The organism is Mycetocola sp. Y791, assembly GCF_059445325.1.
The window spans coordinates 282625-297755 of the sequence record NZ_JCAIUC010000004.1 but is presented as its reverse complement, the minus strand read 5'-3'; the positions used below and the strand labels follow the sequence as shown (position 1 = coordinate 297755).

Sequence of the window (15131 nt, the reverse complement as noted above, 5' to 3'; positions counted from 1 at the left end):
TCAGCCTGCGTTGATCGTTGCCTCGGAGATGGCGCCGTCTTCGACGCCCCACTCGGTGAGGATCTCGAGGTAGGTGCCGTCATCCATGAGCGACTGCATCGCGGCCTGGATCGGCTCGACGAGGTCGCCGCCCTTTTCGATGACGACGCCGTATGGGGCAGCGTCGAAGACGTCTCCGCTCAGCACGAGCTTGTCGTCCGACTGGGCAACACCGTACTGCACGATCGGTGAGTCACCGAGGAGGTAGTCGGCCCGACCGAGGACAGCGTTGTTTGTCGCCTCGTCCTGGTTGTCGGACTTCAGCATGTCAACGGGTTCCTTACCGTCGGCGACGCACGCGTCGCTGGCATCCTGGAGGAACTGCTCCGATGTCGTCGAGGCCTGGATGGCGACGGTGACGCCGCAGAATTCGGTAACGTCAGCGGCATCCGGAGTCTTCGCGAACTGGAGGCCCGCGTTGTAGTAGTCGACGAAGTCGACCTGTGCCTGGCGCTCGGCATTGTCGGTGAAGCTTGACCAGCCGAGATCGAGCGTACCGCCGGCGACCTTGGGCAGGATGGCGTCGAAGAGGGACTTCTCCCACTCGACCTCGAGGCCAAGCTTTGCCGCGACAGCTTCGGCCAGCTGGGCGTCCCAGCCGGTGACCGACCCGTCGTCTGCTTCGAATTCGTTGGGCGCGTAGCTGGCGTCAACGCCGATGGTCAGGACTCCCGCGGAGGCAATATCTTCGGGCACGAGAGCGACGAGCGCTTCATCGGCGGTGACGGAACTGCCGGCGGTCGACTCACCGCTCGGCGCTTCTTCGTTATTCACGCAACCGGTGAGCACAAGCGCGACGGATGCCGCGAGTGCCAGGGGTGCGACAAGGGATTGAGTGCGCATGGTGATTTCCTTAAATTCGCTTCGTCGACCGGGACGACATATCGAGACTACTTCACCGGCGCTTCGGCACTGGAATCGCCCGTACGGCACAACCCGGTCGATACGTCGACACCGGGTTGCGAATCCGGGTCGCACTGGGGGCGGGCCTCCCCATCTTCGGCGGTCAGGCGTAGCGTTGAGACCCATTCGAGAAAGGGCGACAGCGATGACTGCATGGACCGCGGACGAATTGGCCACGCTGGCGGCTGCCGACGAACTTCAGATCTCGTCGACGCGCGCTGACGGCACACTCCGACCGTACGTGACGATCTGGGTGGTTCGCTCCGGCGACAGCGTCTATGTGCGTTCGGCTTATGGCTCGACGAACCCCTGGTACGTGCGGGCGAAGGCGAGCGGTTCGGGTCGGATCCGCGCCGGTGAGCTGGAGAAGGATGTTCGCTTCGTGCCTGCCGACCGGTCTGTCGCCCCTGACGTTGATGCCGCCTATCACGCCAAGTACGACAGGTACGGGCCACGCATCGTGAACACGGTCGTCGGGCCCGAGGCTCCGGAGACCACGCTCGAAGTGCTGCCCGCTGACTGAGTGACGTCCCGCATCCGTGGTTACACCGTCACTCCGCGCGCGGAGAGATAAGCCACGGGCGAGCCGTATTCACCCTCGACCCGAATCTTGAGGTCGAGGTGACAACCTGAGACGACCCCGGTCGCTCCCACCTCCGCGACAACAGTGCCCGCCTCGATCAGGTCGCCCACCTCGACCGCGTACGACCCGTCGCTGAGGTGTCCGTAAATCGACTCGATGCCGCCGCCGTGGTCGACAATAACCCGGTTCCCATAGGCACCGGCGGCGCCGACGAACACCACCCGACCGGCCGAGACGGCCTCCACCGGGGTTCCGCAGCTCGCACCGAAGTCGACACCGTCGTGAAAGGAGTTGGAACACCCCGCGGCGTTGCAGATGATGTGACGGGGCCCATACGGCGAGGAGACCGGCGCCTCGACGGGTCGCACCCATGATCCCGACCTGCCAACGAGAAACTCACTCAGTTCACCGTCGTCGAGGTCGAAGTACGTGTCGGAGGAGTCAGACGGGCGCGAATCCGAGCCGGACCATTCGGCGTCGTCGTTGAATTTCTCCCGCGCCGCGAGGGCCGCCACCGCCGCAGCTTCAGCTTCCACTGCCTCGGCCTCCGCTTCCGCCGCGGCAAGCGCGGCCGCAGCGGCCGCACGAGCCGCGATCAGTTCTTCCATACTCGTGGCTGAGTAGAGATCGCGCTCGACATCCGGCTGCGTGCCCACGGAAACGGTGAAGGACTGCAGTCCGGTTTCGCTCAGGACGTCGGTTCCGCCTGCGGCTGCCGGCGAGGCCCCCTGGTACGGAAGAGCGGCGGTGAGGAAAAGACCGGGCAGGGCGAGCATCACGGCGAACGCCGTTCGGAGTCCGCCGCCGTGGGCTCTCCCGGGCCTGGCATGCCGTGCCTTGCCGCGGTTCTGCAGCTGGCGCGCCTGCTGGTGCTCGCTCGCTCGAGGCAGGGCGTGGGCTGCCCGGTGTGGGTGCGACCTGAAGATGGACCGGTGGCGCTCCGGTTCCGGGAGCGACTGGTTCGTTCCCTGGTCCTGGTCCGCGCGCATCACGCGATCGGCCCGCCTGCTCATCCGCGCTGCGCTCGCATCGTCGACACCCCGCCTGCCGGGCAGGTCGTCAGTCTCACGCCCGCGGGGTCGCGCCCCGGGGATCGCCCGTGAACGAGGAACATCCTCCACCATGCACTGACGTGTCCAGCTGCCCTGAGACTATGTCAACTTCCCTGCGGCGTCACCCCTCTGCCGTGATCTCAGCAGGTATTCACATTTTCACTGCCAGAAACGCGTCCGAGTGCAAAAAGAGACGGCGGGCACCGGGTCCATCGCCTCTATGCCTGGCTGTCTGGCGAGCCCGTCGACCATGCAGATTCGCGTCAACAATTATTGACGCTTCCGGTTCTCGTCGCCTAGAGTTGACCAAAGACGCCGTCAGCGAGTGTTGACGTATCCGACCCCTTGAATCGCATCTTGTGGGCAATCGCAGGCGGTCAGGATATTGAGAGAGGAGATCAATCGTGACCACGAAATGGACGGGGGATGCCGAGCTTGTGGACGCTGTGGATGGAGCGTTTCGCTCCTCTGCGGTAGCCGTGGCGGTTGTTGCCCCTCATCGCGAGATGATCGCGACGGTGGGCTCCGACCTTTACTCGTCCTTCGAGATTGGCTCGATCTCCAAGGCGCTCACGGGCATGCTGTACCGGGATGCGACAGAGTCAGGCCTTATTTCGCCGTCGACCGTCCTGCGTGATCTGCTGCCACTCGATGGCCACGGAGAAGTCGGCTCCGTAACGCTCAGCTCCCTGGCCATTCACCGCTCCGGCCTTCCTGGCTTGCCCCCAGGGATGCATCCCCTTCGCCGAAATATTCGAGTCCTCACCCGCGGAGACAACCCTTACGGCGATTCTCTAACGGAGTTGCTCGAGCAGACCCGCGACGTGCGCCTTGGCACCCCTCGGACCAGATACTCGAACCTCGGTTTCCAGTTGCTCGGGCACGCTGTGGCGAACGCAGCCGGAGGTACCTACGGACGACTTCTGCGCGACGTCATGGGTGCTGGGTTCTCCACTCCAGCAAACGCCGACGACCTGGGACCCATGGACCTGAGGGGATCCAGCCGATTCGGACGTCCCGTGCCCGCATGGGTGGGTGAAGCCCTCGCTCCGGCGGGTGGCATCCGCGCCAGCATAACTACCATGCGGGACTTTCTTCGCGCGGTCCTCGACGGGACAACTCGGGGTCTCACCGCACTCGACCCGGTCGCGGAATTCACGCCCCGCGTCAGTATTGGCGCGGGGTGGATCACGCTCAGGTACAAGGACCGCGACATCACGTGGCACAACGGCAGCACCGGCGGGTTTAGCAGCTGGATAGGGGTCGACCGAGACGCCGGCACCGGAGTCGTTGTGCTCTCAGCGGCTCACCGCTCCGTGGACAGACAGGGGTTTCGGCTGCTTACGGAGTTCACAACACCCGGAACGGTGCCCCCGCCACCCGCGATCACGGGCGGATCAGCATGATGATCGGGCGTATCCCCAGCGGCATTCGCAGACTCCGAAGATTGCAGTGCCTACCGGCGACGTCGCTCGTCAACTACCCTTGACGGATGGAGACCGAGAGGATGAAGACCCTTGTTGGATCAATGGACGGCAAGGGGCCAGTCGAGGCCTTGCGAGTCGTCGCTGAGCTGCATCGGGAAGTAGCTCGCACAGAGGCAGGCCTGGTCCGAAGCGCTCGCCAGGCCGGGTTATCGTGGGAGGCCATTGCCCAGGGGCTCGGCGTGAGCAAGCAGGCGGTCCACCGGAAGTACGGCAAACGATAGCGGACGGGCGCTCGACGCTCTGCCTGGCGGCGATTTCGCGCCACGACTCGACGCATCGGATTCCGGTTGTCCAACGAGAGCAGGCACAAAAGAGGCCCGGACCCGCAGAATCCTGCGGGTCCGGGCCTTTGAGCTGCCCTTTACGGGCCGGCATCATCTGGGGCGCTAGAAGTCCCAGTCCTCGTCTTCGGTGACAACTGCCTTGCCGATGACGTACGACGAGCCCGACCCCGAGAAGAAGTCGTGGTTCTCGTCGGCGTTCGGCGAGAGCGCCGAGAGGATCGCCGGGTTCACGTCGGTGACGGTCTTCGGGAACATCGGCTCGTAGCCGAGGTTCATGAGGGCCTTGTTGGCGTTGTAGTGCAGGAACTTCTTGACGTCTTCGGTCAGGCCGACTCCGTCGTAGAGGTCCTGCGTGTACTGCACCTCGTTGTCGTAGAGCTCGAACAGGAGGTTGAACGTGTAGTCCTTGATCTCCTGGCGGCGCTCCTCGGTCTCCTTCTCGAGACCCTTCTGGAACTTGTAGCCGATGTAGTAACCGTGAACTGCCTCGTCACGGATGATGAGGCGGATCAGGTCTGCGGTGTTGGTGAGCTTTGCACGGGATGACCAGTACATCGGCAGGTAGAAGCCCGAGTAGAACAGGAACGACTCGAGCAGCGTCGAGGCGACCTTGCGCTTCAGGGGGTCGTCACCGGTGTAGTAATCCATGACGATCGCGGCCTTCTTCTGAAGGTTCTCGTTCTCGACCGACCACCGGAACGCTTCGTCGATTTCCTTCGTCGAGCACAGCGTCGAGAAGATCGACGAGTAGCTCTTGGCGTGCACCGACTCCATGAACGCGATATTGGTGTACACCGCTTCTTCGTGCGGCGTGACGGCATCCGGAATCAAGGAAACAGCGCCGACGGTGCCCTGAATGGTGTCAAGAAGCGTGAGCCCCGTGAACACGCGCATCGTGAGCTGCTGCTCCTCAGGGGTGAGCGTGTTCCACGACTGGATGTCGTTCGACAGCGGGACCTTCTCCGGCAGCCAGAAGTTGTTGACGAGCCGGTTCCAGACCTCGACATCCTTCTCGTCTTCGATCTTGTTCCAGTTGATCGCCTGGACGTGGTCGACCAGCTTGAGCTTCTCAATCATTGTTGTTCCTTAGTAGTCGAAGATCGAGATCAGAGCATGCAGCTGACGCAGCCGTCAACCTCGGTGCCCTCGAGCGCAAGCTGGCGCAGGCGGATGTAGTAGATCGTCTTGATGCCCTTGCGCCATGCGTAGATCTGCGCCTTGTTGATGTCGCGGGTCGTCGCGGTGTCCTTGAAGAAGAGCGTGAGCGACAGGCCCTGGTCGACGTGCTGGGTCGCAGCGGCGTAGGTGTCGATGATCTTCTCCGCGCCGATCTCGTACGCGTCCTGGTAGTAGTCCAGGTTGTCGTTCGTCATGAACGGCGCCGGGTAGTAGACGCGGCCGAGCTTGCCTTCCTTGCGGATCTCGATCTTCGACGCGATCGGGTGGATCGACGACGTTGAGTTGTTGATATACGAGATCGAGCCGGTCGGCGGGACAGCCTGCAGGTTCTGGTTGTAGATCCCGAATTCCATGACGGATGCCTTCAGCGCTGCCCAGTCGGCCTGCGTCGGGATCGAAACGGCCGAGTTCGCAAACAGGTCGGCGACGCGGGCGGTTGCCGGCTCCCACACCTGGTCGGTGTACTTGGTGAAGAACTCACCGGAGGCGTAGGTCGAGTCAGCGAATCCGTCGAATGCGATTCCACGCTCAATCGCGATCCGGTTGGATGCGCGCAGTGCGTGGTAGAGCACCGTGTAGAAGTAGATGTTCGTGAAGTCGATGCCCTCTTCGGAGCCGTAGTAGATGCGCTCACGAGCAAGGTAGCCGTGCAGGTTCATCTGGCCGAGGCCGATCGCGTGGGACTTGTCGTTGCCGTCTTCGATCGAACGCACTGACTCGATGTGGCTCTGGTCTGACACCGAGCTGAGGCCGCGGATGGCGGTCTCCACCGTCTTGCCGAAGTCGGGCGAGTCCATCGACAGTGCGATGTTCATCGATCCGAGATTGCAGGAGATGTCTTTGCCGATCACGTCGTACGACAGGTCGGCGTTGTATGTGGTCGGCGTGTTGACCTGGAGGATCTCCGAGCACAGGTTCGACATGTTGATGCGACCCTTGATCGGGTTCGCCTTGTTCACCGTGTCTTCGAACATGATGTACGGGTAACCGGACTCGAACTGGATCTCGGCGAGGGTCTGGAAGAAGTCACGCGCCTTGATCTTGGTCTTCTTGATCCGCGCGTCGTCGACCATCTCGTGGTACTTCTCGGTGATCGAGATGTCGGCGAACGGCACTCCGTACACCTTCTCCACGTCGTACGGCGAGAACAGGTACATGTCCTCGCCCTTCTTCGCGAGCTCGAAGGTGATGTCGGGAACAACGACACCGAGGGAGAGCGTCTTGATACGGATCTTCTCGTCGGCGTTCTCACGCTTGGTGTCGAGGAACCGCATGATGTCCGGGTGGTGCGCCTGCAGGTAGACGGCACCGGCACCCTGGCGGGCACCGAGCTGGTTGGCGTAGCTGAAGGAGTCTTCGAGGAGCTTCATCACGGGGATGATTCCGCTTGACTGGTTCTCGATCTGCTTGATCGGCGCTCCGGCCTCACGGATGTTCGAGAGGAGGAGTGCGACGCCGCCGCCACGCTTGGAGAGCTGCAGCGACGAGTTGATGCCGCGGGAGATCGACTCCATGTTGTCTTCGATGCGAAGCAGGAAGCAGGAAACGAGTTCGCCGCGCTGGGCCTTGCCCGAGTTGAGGAAGGTGGGCGTCGCGGGCTGGAACCGGCCGGCAATGATCTCTTCGACCAGCGCGACTGCGAGCTTCTCGTCGCCCTGGGCGAGTCCGAGAGCCGTCATGACGACGCGGTCTTCGAAACGCTCGAGGTACCGCTTACCGTCGAACGTCTTCAGCGTGTACGACGTGTAGTACTTGAACGCACCGAGGAAGGTCTGGAAGCGGAACTTCTTGGAGTAGGCGAGGTCGTTGAGGCTCTGGATGAAGTCGAACGAGTATGCGTCGATGACGGCAGCCTCGTAGTACTCCTTCTCGACGAGGTAGTCGAGGCGCTCGCGCAGCGAGTGGAAGAACACGGTGTTCTGGTTGACGTGCTGCAGGAAGAACTCCCGCGCCGCCTCACGGTCCTTGTCGAACTGGATCTCGCCGTTCGGGCCGTACAGGTTGAGCATCGCGTTGAGCGAGTGGTAGTCCATGCCGGTGTCCATCGGCACCTCTGTTACTACTGTTCCAGCCAAAATGATTCCAATCCATCGTGGACGACACGCACGTCATCCGGTGTTCCGAATACTTCAAATCGATAAAGGTGCGGCACCTTGCACTTGGCGGAGATGACATCCCCCGCAAGCCCATAGGCAGCACCGAAGTTGGTATTGCCGGCGGCAATGACCCCCCGAAGCAGGCCGCGGTTGTTCTCATCGTTGAGAAACCTGATCACCTGCTTGGGCACCGCTCCATTGCCGTCGCCCCCGCCGTAGGTCGGGGTGACGAGAATGTACGGATCGCTCACGGCGAGGTGCGGATCTTTCGCGTGCAGCGGGATCCGTTTGGCGGGGACACCGAGCTTCGAAACGAATCGCTGGGTGTTACCGGAGACGCTGGAGAAATACACCAGCCTGGCCATCTTCTGCCCCGCCGAGTCGAAATCGTGGTGTGACGGGATCAGGACAGGCGTGATGCCAGCTCGTTGATCTTGTCGGGGCGGAATCCGGACCAGTGGTCTTCGTCCGTGATGACGACAGGCGCCTGAAGGTAGCCGAGCGCCTTGACAGCCTCAAGCGCATTCTCGTCTTCAGAAAGGTCGAGGATGTTGTACTCGATGCCCTTGTTGTCGAGGGCACGGTAGGTCGCAGTGCACTGCACGCATGAAGGCTTTGTGTAGACCGTAATTGTCATGTGACTCTGGCCCCTTTCCTGGAAAAAATCCTGATCTTCTCGGCAGTGCCTGCCGGTGGTCCAATACTACATATAGTTGGTCGCTTTGGGGAGCACCCCTAGAGCTAGTAGTTACACCCCTGTAGTTATCAACAAGTGATTCCACCGTTTTCTTCCGTTATCCACCATTTATCCACCGGTCTCTCCACACCCGGATCCGGGGCGGAATGCCGTATTTCTGCGAGTGCCGGGCGTCACATCCGCGGTTCTCCACAGTTGCAACGCTACGGGCCACCACCGACATTAAATCTGTCCCCAATTCGGGCCATCGGCGTGTCGCAGTTCCCCGTCTCCGTTCCCGCCGGGGAGCAACAGGAGGGGCGTCTCGCTGTCAATAGACTTGACACATGAGCGCATATTCCAGCCTTTTGAAAACAACGGGCGTCGCTCGAATCATCCTTGCCCAGCTGGTCGCGCGGTTCCCGTTCGGGATGCTGTCGCTCGCGTTCCTCCTTCACGTCGAGCAGGTCACCGGCTCGTACGCCGCCGCTGGTATCGTTCTCGCTGCATCGAGCGTCGGCCAGGCACTCGCCGGCCCGCTGACGAGCAGGTGGATGGGCACCTGGGGTATGCGCCCCGTCCTCGTGCTGACCGTCATCGTCTGCGGAGCAACGGTAACCGCGGTCGCGCTCATCGAGATGAGCGTCCCGTGGTACATGGCCTTTTCCTTCCTGGCCGGTCTGTCAACACCCCCTGTCCAGCCCGCGGTTCGCACCATCTACCCCAAGATGGTCAACTCAAAGCAGCTCACCCCGCTGTTCTCACTCGACGCGAGCGCGCAGGAGATCATCTGGGTCCTCGGCCCGGTCATCACGACGTTCATCTCGACCCAGGTCGGCACCGAGTGGGGCATCCTCACCGCCGTTGGCATCCTGGCAATCGGCGGAACCTGGTTCATCGCCTCGCCGGAAGTCGGGCGGGTTCGCATCCCGCGCAGCAAGCGCAAGATCGGCCAGGTCCTGAAACGACCGGCCGTCCTGCTCGCGACGGTTGTCGGCTTCCTCCTCATCGGCGCCTGTTCCGCACTCGAGGTCGGTGTCGTCGCAGTCTTCGGACACAGCGGACTTGAAGCGGGAATCGTCCTCGGCATCCTCTCACTCGGCAGCCTCGCCGGTGGCCTCGCACTCGGGCACATCGCCATCGGACCGTGGGCACTTGCCAGACGGATGTTCATCGTCTTCGCCGGCATCGCGCTGTCGACCCTGTTCTCAGACATCGTCGCCCTGTCGATCGTGCTGTTCGTCGCTGGCATCGGGATCGCCCCGGCGCTCACCGTGCTCTTCGCCATGGTGTCGTCGAGCGTGAAGTTCAGCGACACCGCCGAGGCGTACGGCTGGATGGGAACCGGGCAGCTCATCGGCGCAGCGCTCGGCTCAGCCGTCGCCGGCATTCTCATCGACTCGAACGGAGCGATCGGCGCATTCTGGGCCGCGAGCGCCCTCGCCTTCCTCGGCTTCATGGTGCCGCTTCTCGGAAAACGGTGGCACCCCGACCTCAGGGGTCGGGACGGGGGCCCGATCCCTGACACAGAGCCGATCCAGATCCAGACCTCCTGAACCGGGCCTCCTGAGCCGGGCCGTCAGCTACACGGCGAGGAGCCCGCGACCCCTGACACTGCTGAGGGCCGGTGAAAGCCGGCCGAACTCGTCCAGCATGAGCGTGAGCTTGTCTGCCTGCCCGTCGGTCGGCTCGAAGAACCCATCGTCGATCTGACGGGAGACGTAGGGAATCTCGACGTTCGACTCAGTGCCAACCATGGCGAGCGCCGAGAGCACCGGTCGAAGTGCTGCCGCACCACGGGTGCCTCCGGCCAGCCCGCCATAGCTGACCAGGCCGACCGGCTTCCCCGACCACTCGTGGTGCAGATAATCGAGCGCGTTCTTGAGCGCGGGCGAGTAGCTGTGGTTGTACTCGGGGGTCACGAACAGGAACGCATCTGCGGCGCTGACGCGCTCTCCCCACGCGATCGTGTGCCTGTGGCGGTATTCCTGGTGCTTCGGGTGCTTCGGCTCATTCATGAACGGAAGGTCCAGTTCGGCCAGGTCAACGAAGTCGATGTCAAACCCGCCGAATTTTGTCGCACACTCGTGGACCCAAAGGGCAACGGCCAGGCCTGAACGGCCGGGTCGCACACTTCCGATAACCACCATGAGCCTGATCGGGGTTCGGCTCTCTGGAACTGCAATACGTTCTTCAAACATCATTGGGCAACTCCTGCAACGGCGAACAACTGGGGGCAGCAGTCCTCGCGAGGGTCGGGGCCACGAGCGGCGGGGCAGTCCACTCTGTGTGTTACCAAGCTTGGCTGTGTGAGATGAGAGCACAAGCCCCCCAAGCGGGTACCACGTAACCGAATCCGACGGATGCCGCCAGAACGTGGACGACGTATGAGGCAACAAAGCCCGGGGCGCAACCGCCTGACGGCAGGCCGGTAACCCGACGTACGATTGCCCAATGACGATCCCCCTCCTCACCCCGGAAGACCTCGAACGGCGCAGGGGCCTCGTATCCATGAAGCGCACCGCAACCGCTCTGCTCATCCTGATGGCCGTGATCTTCTGTGTCTCTTTCGCGCTCCAGGACGAGATCCCGTGGCTCGGCTGGGTCCGCGCGGCAAGTGAGGGCGGCATGGTCGGGGCGATCGCCGACTGGTTCGCCGTGACGGCGCTGTTCCGGCATCCGCTCGGATTACCGATTCCGCACACGGCGATCATTCCCCGCCGCAAGGATGAGATCGGGGCGAGCCTCGGCGATTTCGTCGAGTCGAACTTCCTCTCAGAACCGGTCGTCCGTCACAAGCTGGAATCGACCCACATCGGCCAGAAGCTCGGGGACTGGCTCGCGCGCCCGGAGAATGCCACGAGGCTTGCCGACGAGGTATCGGTTGGGGCGAAGGGAATCCTCTCGCTGCTCGACGACGACGACGTGCGCGACGTCCTGGAGAAGCTCGCGCGGACGCACCTCATCGAGCAGCCGTGGAGCGAGTCAGTCGGTGCGTGGGGCGAGAGCGTCGTGGCTGGCGGCGGTCATCACGCGGCCGTTGGACTCGTCCTCGACGGCATCGACGACTGGCTGGTGAACAACCCGGAGGCCTTCGCTCGACTCGTGTCATCCCGCCTTCCCTCGTGGGTTCCCTCGTTCCTTGACCGCGTCGTCGACGACCGGCTATACCGCGAAGCGCTCGGATTCGTCCGCCGGATGAAGGATGACGAACTCGATCCGGCCCGCCGCGCCATCGACAACTACCTGCTGACGCTCACCGACAACCTGCAGAACGACCCGCTCATGATCGCCAGGTTCGAGAGCGCGAAATCCGAACTCTTCGACAGCCCCCGGGTGCGCGAGCTCGCCTCATCGACCTGGAACACCACAAAGGCGGCCCTCATCGACTCCCTCGACGACCCCGGGAGCGGTTTGCGAGTGCAGCTGGCGCGCACGGTCAACGACCTCGGCAGCCGCATTTCCACCGATTCGCGCCTCAGCACCAAGCTCGATCTCTGGGTGACGGATGCAGCGGTGTACCTCGTTAACACCTACCGTCACGAGATCGCGAGCGTCATCACCGACACGGTCGAGCGCTGGGACCCCCGCGAGATGAGCGAGAAAATCGAGCTCCAGGTCGGAAGGGACCTCCAGTTCATCCGCATCAACGGCACGGTGGTCGGTGCCCTGGCCGGGCTCGCGATCTACACGGTCGCCACCCTCGTCTTCGGCGGCTGACCCGCCCTTGTCGCCCGGGCAACGCTCAGGCGGAAAGACCCAGAAGGCCGTTGACCGTGCCACACGACGGTGCCAGCATGAGACCATGACCGCCCCGAAGACCCCGTCAGGTGACGGGGATCCCCAGGCGCTCATCGAGACGATCGAAGATGAGCGCAAACGGGCAGACGCAGCGCGCCTCACCCACCTGATAGCCGATGCAACGGGTGAGCAACCACAGCTCTGGGGCCCGTCGATCATCGGTTTCGGCTCGTTTCACTACCGTTACGCCACCGGGCGGGAGGGTGACACGATGAGGGTCGGGTTCGCCCCGCGGAAGAACGCACTCACCCTGTACGGACTGCAGGGTCACATGCGGAGCGAGCATCTTCTGGCCTCGCTGGGAAAGTTCACCATCGGCAAGGGCTGTGTCTACATCAAGCGACTCGACGATATCGACCTCGATGTCCTGCGTGAACTCATCGTCCACGCGTTCGCGGAAGCGGATGGTTCGCTCCATTCAGACCCGTGAGAACGTGACCCCTGCGCGCCTGGTTGCTGTCAGGGAGTGTTTACACGACTGAAATCCTGAGGCTTTCTCGCGTTCACCTCGCGCTCTTACATTGGAAATGCGGGACCGACGAACCACACCGGTAACCGCCGGGTGCCGAGGGCGCTGCTCGAACTCCTCGCTCGTCTCCCGAAAAGAGTTCGTTATGACATCCCTCGAGCATCGATCCCGGCCGTCGACGACACTGGTGGCCGAACCCGTACTGCCGCCGCGCTCGATCGAGAGCACCAAGCCCCAGTCCCCTTCCCTGGTTCTTCTGGTGCTCATCGCGGCCATCGGCATCCTGGCGTACGCGGGCTTTCTCCTGAACCCGGCGAGCCGTGGCGACTGGCTGCCCTACCTGATGGTCGTCGCGGCCGAATCCATCCTGATCCTGCAGGCGCTCTTCTCCATGTGGACCATCCTGTCCGCGGCGCACGACCCCCGGGACTTCGCCTTCCACCAGGCACGCGGATCGCTGTTCCGCTCCCGCGACATCAGGCGCGATGGGTTCAGTAATTCGCCGGAACACTGGGTGATGCATCTTGCCGACACACCGGTATCCGTCGATGTGTTCATCACGACATACGGAGAAGACCTCACCACGATCCGACGCACGGTGAACGCTGCCATCGCCATGAGCGGAGCACACGTCACCTGGGTTCTCGACGACGGCAGGTCGGACGACGTGAAATCACTGGCCGCCGAACTCGGTGCACGATACGTACGCCGGCTCAGCTCGGGCGGCGCGAAGGCGGGCAACGTCAACCACGCGCTCGCCCTGACCAGGGGCGACTTCTTCATGATCCTCGATGCTGACTTTGTCCCTAACGAGAACTTCCTGATTGAAACCGTGCCGTTCTTCGCTGACGAGAAGGTGGCTTTCGTCCAGACGCCCCAGAGCTATGGCAACCTGCACAACGTCATTTCACGAGGCGCTGGTTACATGCAGTCGGTCTTCTATCGCTTCATCCAGCCGGGGCGCAACAGGTTCAACGCAGCGTTTTGTGTTGGTACCAACGTCATCTTCCGCCGCTCGGCGATTGCCGACATCGGAGGCCTGTACACCGACTCGAAGTCGGAAGACGTCTGGACCTCCCTCATGCTTCATGAGCGGGAGTGGCGAACCGTCTACATCCCCCTCGTCCTCGCCGTCGGTGATGCGCCTGACACCATCGAGGCATATACGAAACAGCAGCTCAGATGGGCGACGGGCGGATTTGAGATCCTCCTTCGGCACAAAATCTTCAGCCGACGAAGCAAACTCACCCTTGATCAGCGGCTGCAATACCTCGTGACCGGCTCCTTTTACCTCACCGGGATTTCACCCCTCTTGCTCCTGCTGGTTCCGCCGCTCGAGATCTACTTCGACCTGCGGCCGGTGCATCTGTCCACGACGGTCGGTACCTGGGTGCTGTATTACGCCGGCTTCTACGTTCTGCAGATCGTCCTGGCGTTTTACACGATGGGATCGTTTCGCTGGGAGACGCTGATGCTCGCCACGGCGTCCTTCCCGATATATACCGCTGCCCTGTTTAACGTTCTGGTCGGCCGCGAACAGCGGTGGACCGCGACGGGCAATCGGGATCACGTGAGTTCACCGTTCAACGTCATAGTTCCCCAGATCCTGTTCTTCACATTTCTCCTTCTCACGTCGGTCGTGGCCATCTGGCGCGATGCCAGCAACGGCATGTTGACCCTCGCGACAGCCTGGAACGTCACGAATACGTTCGTCCTCGGCGGCTTCGTCGCGACAGCCGTGAGGGAACATGCAACGGTCGCCAGACCCGCCCGTGCCGGAGCGCTTTCCACTGAGCCCGCGGCATCCGTTACAGCAGTGGCGGTGGCGTCGTGACCTGGCGGAGCCGGCTGCGGCTCTTGTCCGGGCTGGTCGTCGTTCTCGGGATCGTTGCCGTACTGACCCTCGTTTTCACCCAGCGGCAGTCGCAGGTGGCGAGCGACAGCGCCTCGATCGAGGCCGAGCGATTCCCGATCGGTATCGACTACGGCGGAACCGTCGTGGATCGCCTGGTGGACGAGGGAGACCTGGTGGCCCAGGGCGATCCGCTCTTCGTTGTCCTCAGCACGAGTCTCCAGGCGGATCTCGCCGATGGGCTTCTCAAGCCGGAGACGATCGCATACGCGGTGACAACAGATGGCACCATCACCCTGACGGCCGCGGTGGCGGGCACAGTGCGCGATGTGACCACCGAGCGCGGTTCATTTGTCCAGGCGGGGCAGGTACTTGCCACCGTCGATCGGGCGGGTTCGCTCTTCGTCACCGCGGAGTACGAACTCACCAGCCGGGACTACGGCCGTATCGAGAACGGCGCGGAGGTCACACTGCTGCTCCCTGACGACCAGCGGATAGAGGGATCGGTGACATCGGTTCAGGTGTCGACGAGTGAGGGCATCGCCCGTACGGTGGTCCTCGTTCACAGCGACGAGCTTTCCGACGGGGGGCATAACGGCCTCATGGCGCGAGGCACGCCGGTCTCGGCGACTCTGCAATTGCGCAACGACGGCATTCTCGCCGGTGTGAGCGACGGGCTCTTCGATTTCTTCCGGAAGATCGGGGTGTGA

At 62.8% G+C, this 15131-nt stretch carries 15 protein-coding genes; 8 read left to right on the top strand and 7 right to left on the bottom strand.

Translation table 11 applies throughout. The features are described from left to right. Positions 1 to 882 carry an ABC transporter substrate-binding protein gene (locus AC1C2N_RS14495; RefSeq protein ID WP_108391597.1) on the bottom strand — a complete coding sequence of 294 codons (882 nt, stop codon included), beginning with the start codon at positions 880 to 882 and terminating at the stop codon, positions 1 to 3. A 205-nt stretch (positions 883 to 1087) separates the two neighbouring features. Between AC1C2N_RS14495 and AC1C2N_RS14490 the strand changes: the two genes are divergently transcribed. Beyond that, positions 1088 to 1465 carry a DUF2255 family protein gene (locus AC1C2N_RS14490; protein ID WP_483404719.1) on the top strand — a complete coding sequence of 126 codons (378 nt, stop codon included), beginning with the start codon at positions 1088 to 1090 and terminating at the stop codon, positions 1463 to 1465. 20 nt (positions 1466 to 1485) lie between these two features. Here AC1C2N_RS14490 and AC1C2N_RS14485 read toward each other — a convergent pair whose 3' ends face one another. Beyond that, on the bottom strand, positions 1486 to 2538 hold the full coding sequence (locus tag AC1C2N_RS14485) for a M23 family metallopeptidase (RefSeq protein WP_483404720.1): 1053 nt from the start codon (positions 2536 to 2538) through the stop codon (positions 1486 to 1488). Positions 2539 to 2981: 443 nt separating this feature from the next. On the opposite strand from AC1C2N_RS14485, the gene AC1C2N_RS14480 reads away from it, so the two are divergent. Together AC1C2N_RS14480 and AC1C2N_RS14475 are read left to right on the top strand one after the other, a co-directional pair. Continuing rightward, on the top strand, positions 2982 to 3983 hold the full coding sequence (locus tag AC1C2N_RS14480) for a serine hydrolase domain-containing protein (protein ID WP_495434365.1): 1002 nt from the start codon (positions 2982 to 2984) through the stop codon (positions 3981 to 3983). Between the two features lie 86 nt (positions 3984 to 4069). After that, a complete protein-coding gene (locus AC1C2N_RS14475) occupies positions 4070 to 4285 on the top strand; it encodes a transcriptional regulator (protein ID WP_108391600.1) in 216 nt (71 codons plus the stop codon). A gap of 165 nt (positions 4286 to 4450) precedes the next feature. Here AC1C2N_RS14475 and nrdF read toward each other — a convergent pair whose 3' ends face one another. Genes nrdF through nrdH form a run of 4 tightly spaced genes read right to left on the bottom strand, consistent with a single transcriptional unit; the run spans position 4451 to position 8260 of the window. Then, the gene (gene nrdF / locus AC1C2N_RS14470; RefSeq protein ID WP_108962271.1) at positions 4451 to 5425 is read right to left on the bottom strand and encodes a class 1b ribonucleoside-diphosphate reductase subunit beta; all 975 of its coding nucleotides are present in this window, start codon (positions 5423 to 5425) and stop codon (positions 4451 to 4453) included. Between the two features lie 29 nt (positions 5426 to 5454). Then, positions 5455 to 7572, bottom strand: a complete 2118-nt coding sequence (gene nrdE / locus AC1C2N_RS14465) for a class 1b ribonucleoside-diphosphate reductase subunit alpha (RefSeq protein ID WP_483404980.1) — start codon at positions 7570 to 7572, stop codon at positions 5455 to 5457. Positions 7573 to 7586: 14 nt separating this feature from the next. Further along, on the bottom strand, positions 7587 to 7988 hold the full coding sequence (gene nrdI, locus AC1C2N_RS14460) for a class Ib ribonucleoside-diphosphate reductase assembly flavoprotein NrdI (protein WP_495434364.1): 402 nt from the start codon (positions 7986 to 7988) through the stop codon (positions 7587 to 7589). A gap of 38 nt (positions 7989 to 8026) precedes the next feature. Further along, positions 8027 to 8260 carry a glutaredoxin-like protein NrdH gene (gene nrdH / locus AC1C2N_RS14455; RefSeq protein WP_108391604.1) on the bottom strand — a complete coding sequence of 78 codons (234 nt, stop codon included), beginning with the start codon at positions 8258 to 8260 and terminating at the stop codon, positions 8027 to 8029. A 386-nt stretch (positions 8261 to 8646) separates the two neighbouring features. On the opposite strand from nrdH, the gene AC1C2N_RS14450 reads away from it, so the two are divergent. Continuing rightward, positions 8647 to 9855, top strand: a complete 1209-nt coding sequence (locus AC1C2N_RS14450; protein WP_495434363.1) for an MFS transporter — start codon at positions 8647 to 8649, stop codon at positions 9853 to 9855. Between the two features lie 27 nt (positions 9856 to 9882). Here the strand turns inward: AC1C2N_RS14450 and AC1C2N_RS14445 are convergent, their stop codons facing one another. Then, positions 9883 to 10503: an NADPH-dependent FMN reductase gene (locus AC1C2N_RS14445; RefSeq protein ID WP_483404724.1), complete on the bottom strand. Its 621-nt coding sequence runs from the start codon at positions 10501 to 10503 to the stop codon at positions 9883 to 9885. 250 nt (positions 10504 to 10753) lie between these two features. On the opposite strand from AC1C2N_RS14445, the gene AC1C2N_RS14440 reads away from it, so the two are divergent. The 4 genes from AC1C2N_RS14440 (at position 10754) to AC1C2N_RS14425 (ending at position 15131) form a co-directional block, all read left to right on the top strand. Next, a complete protein-coding gene (locus AC1C2N_RS14440) occupies positions 10754 to 12019 on the top strand; it encodes a DUF445 domain-containing protein (RefSeq protein WP_483404725.1) in 1266 nt (421 codons plus the stop codon). Between the two features lie 85 nt (positions 12020 to 12104). Further along, complete coding sequence (locus tag AC1C2N_RS14435; RefSeq protein ID WP_495434362.1) at positions 12105 to 12530, top strand: DUF1801 domain-containing protein; 426 nt, start codon at positions 12105 to 12107, stop codon at positions 12528 to 12530. Positions 12531 to 12714: 184 nt separating this feature from the next. Next, positions 12715 to 14403 (top strand): glycosyltransferase family 2 protein, encoded by a 1689-nt coding sequence (locus AC1C2N_RS14430; RefSeq protein WP_483404727.1) that lies wholly within the window; start codon positions 12715 to 12717, stop codon positions 14401 to 14403. Beyond that, positions 14400 to 15131 (top strand): HlyD family secretion protein, encoded by a 732-nt coding sequence (locus AC1C2N_RS14425; RefSeq protein ID WP_483404728.1) that lies wholly within the window; start codon positions 14400 to 14402, stop codon positions 15129 to 15131. The genes AC1C2N_RS14430 and AC1C2N_RS14425 overlap by 4 nt, the downstream gene beginning before the upstream one ends.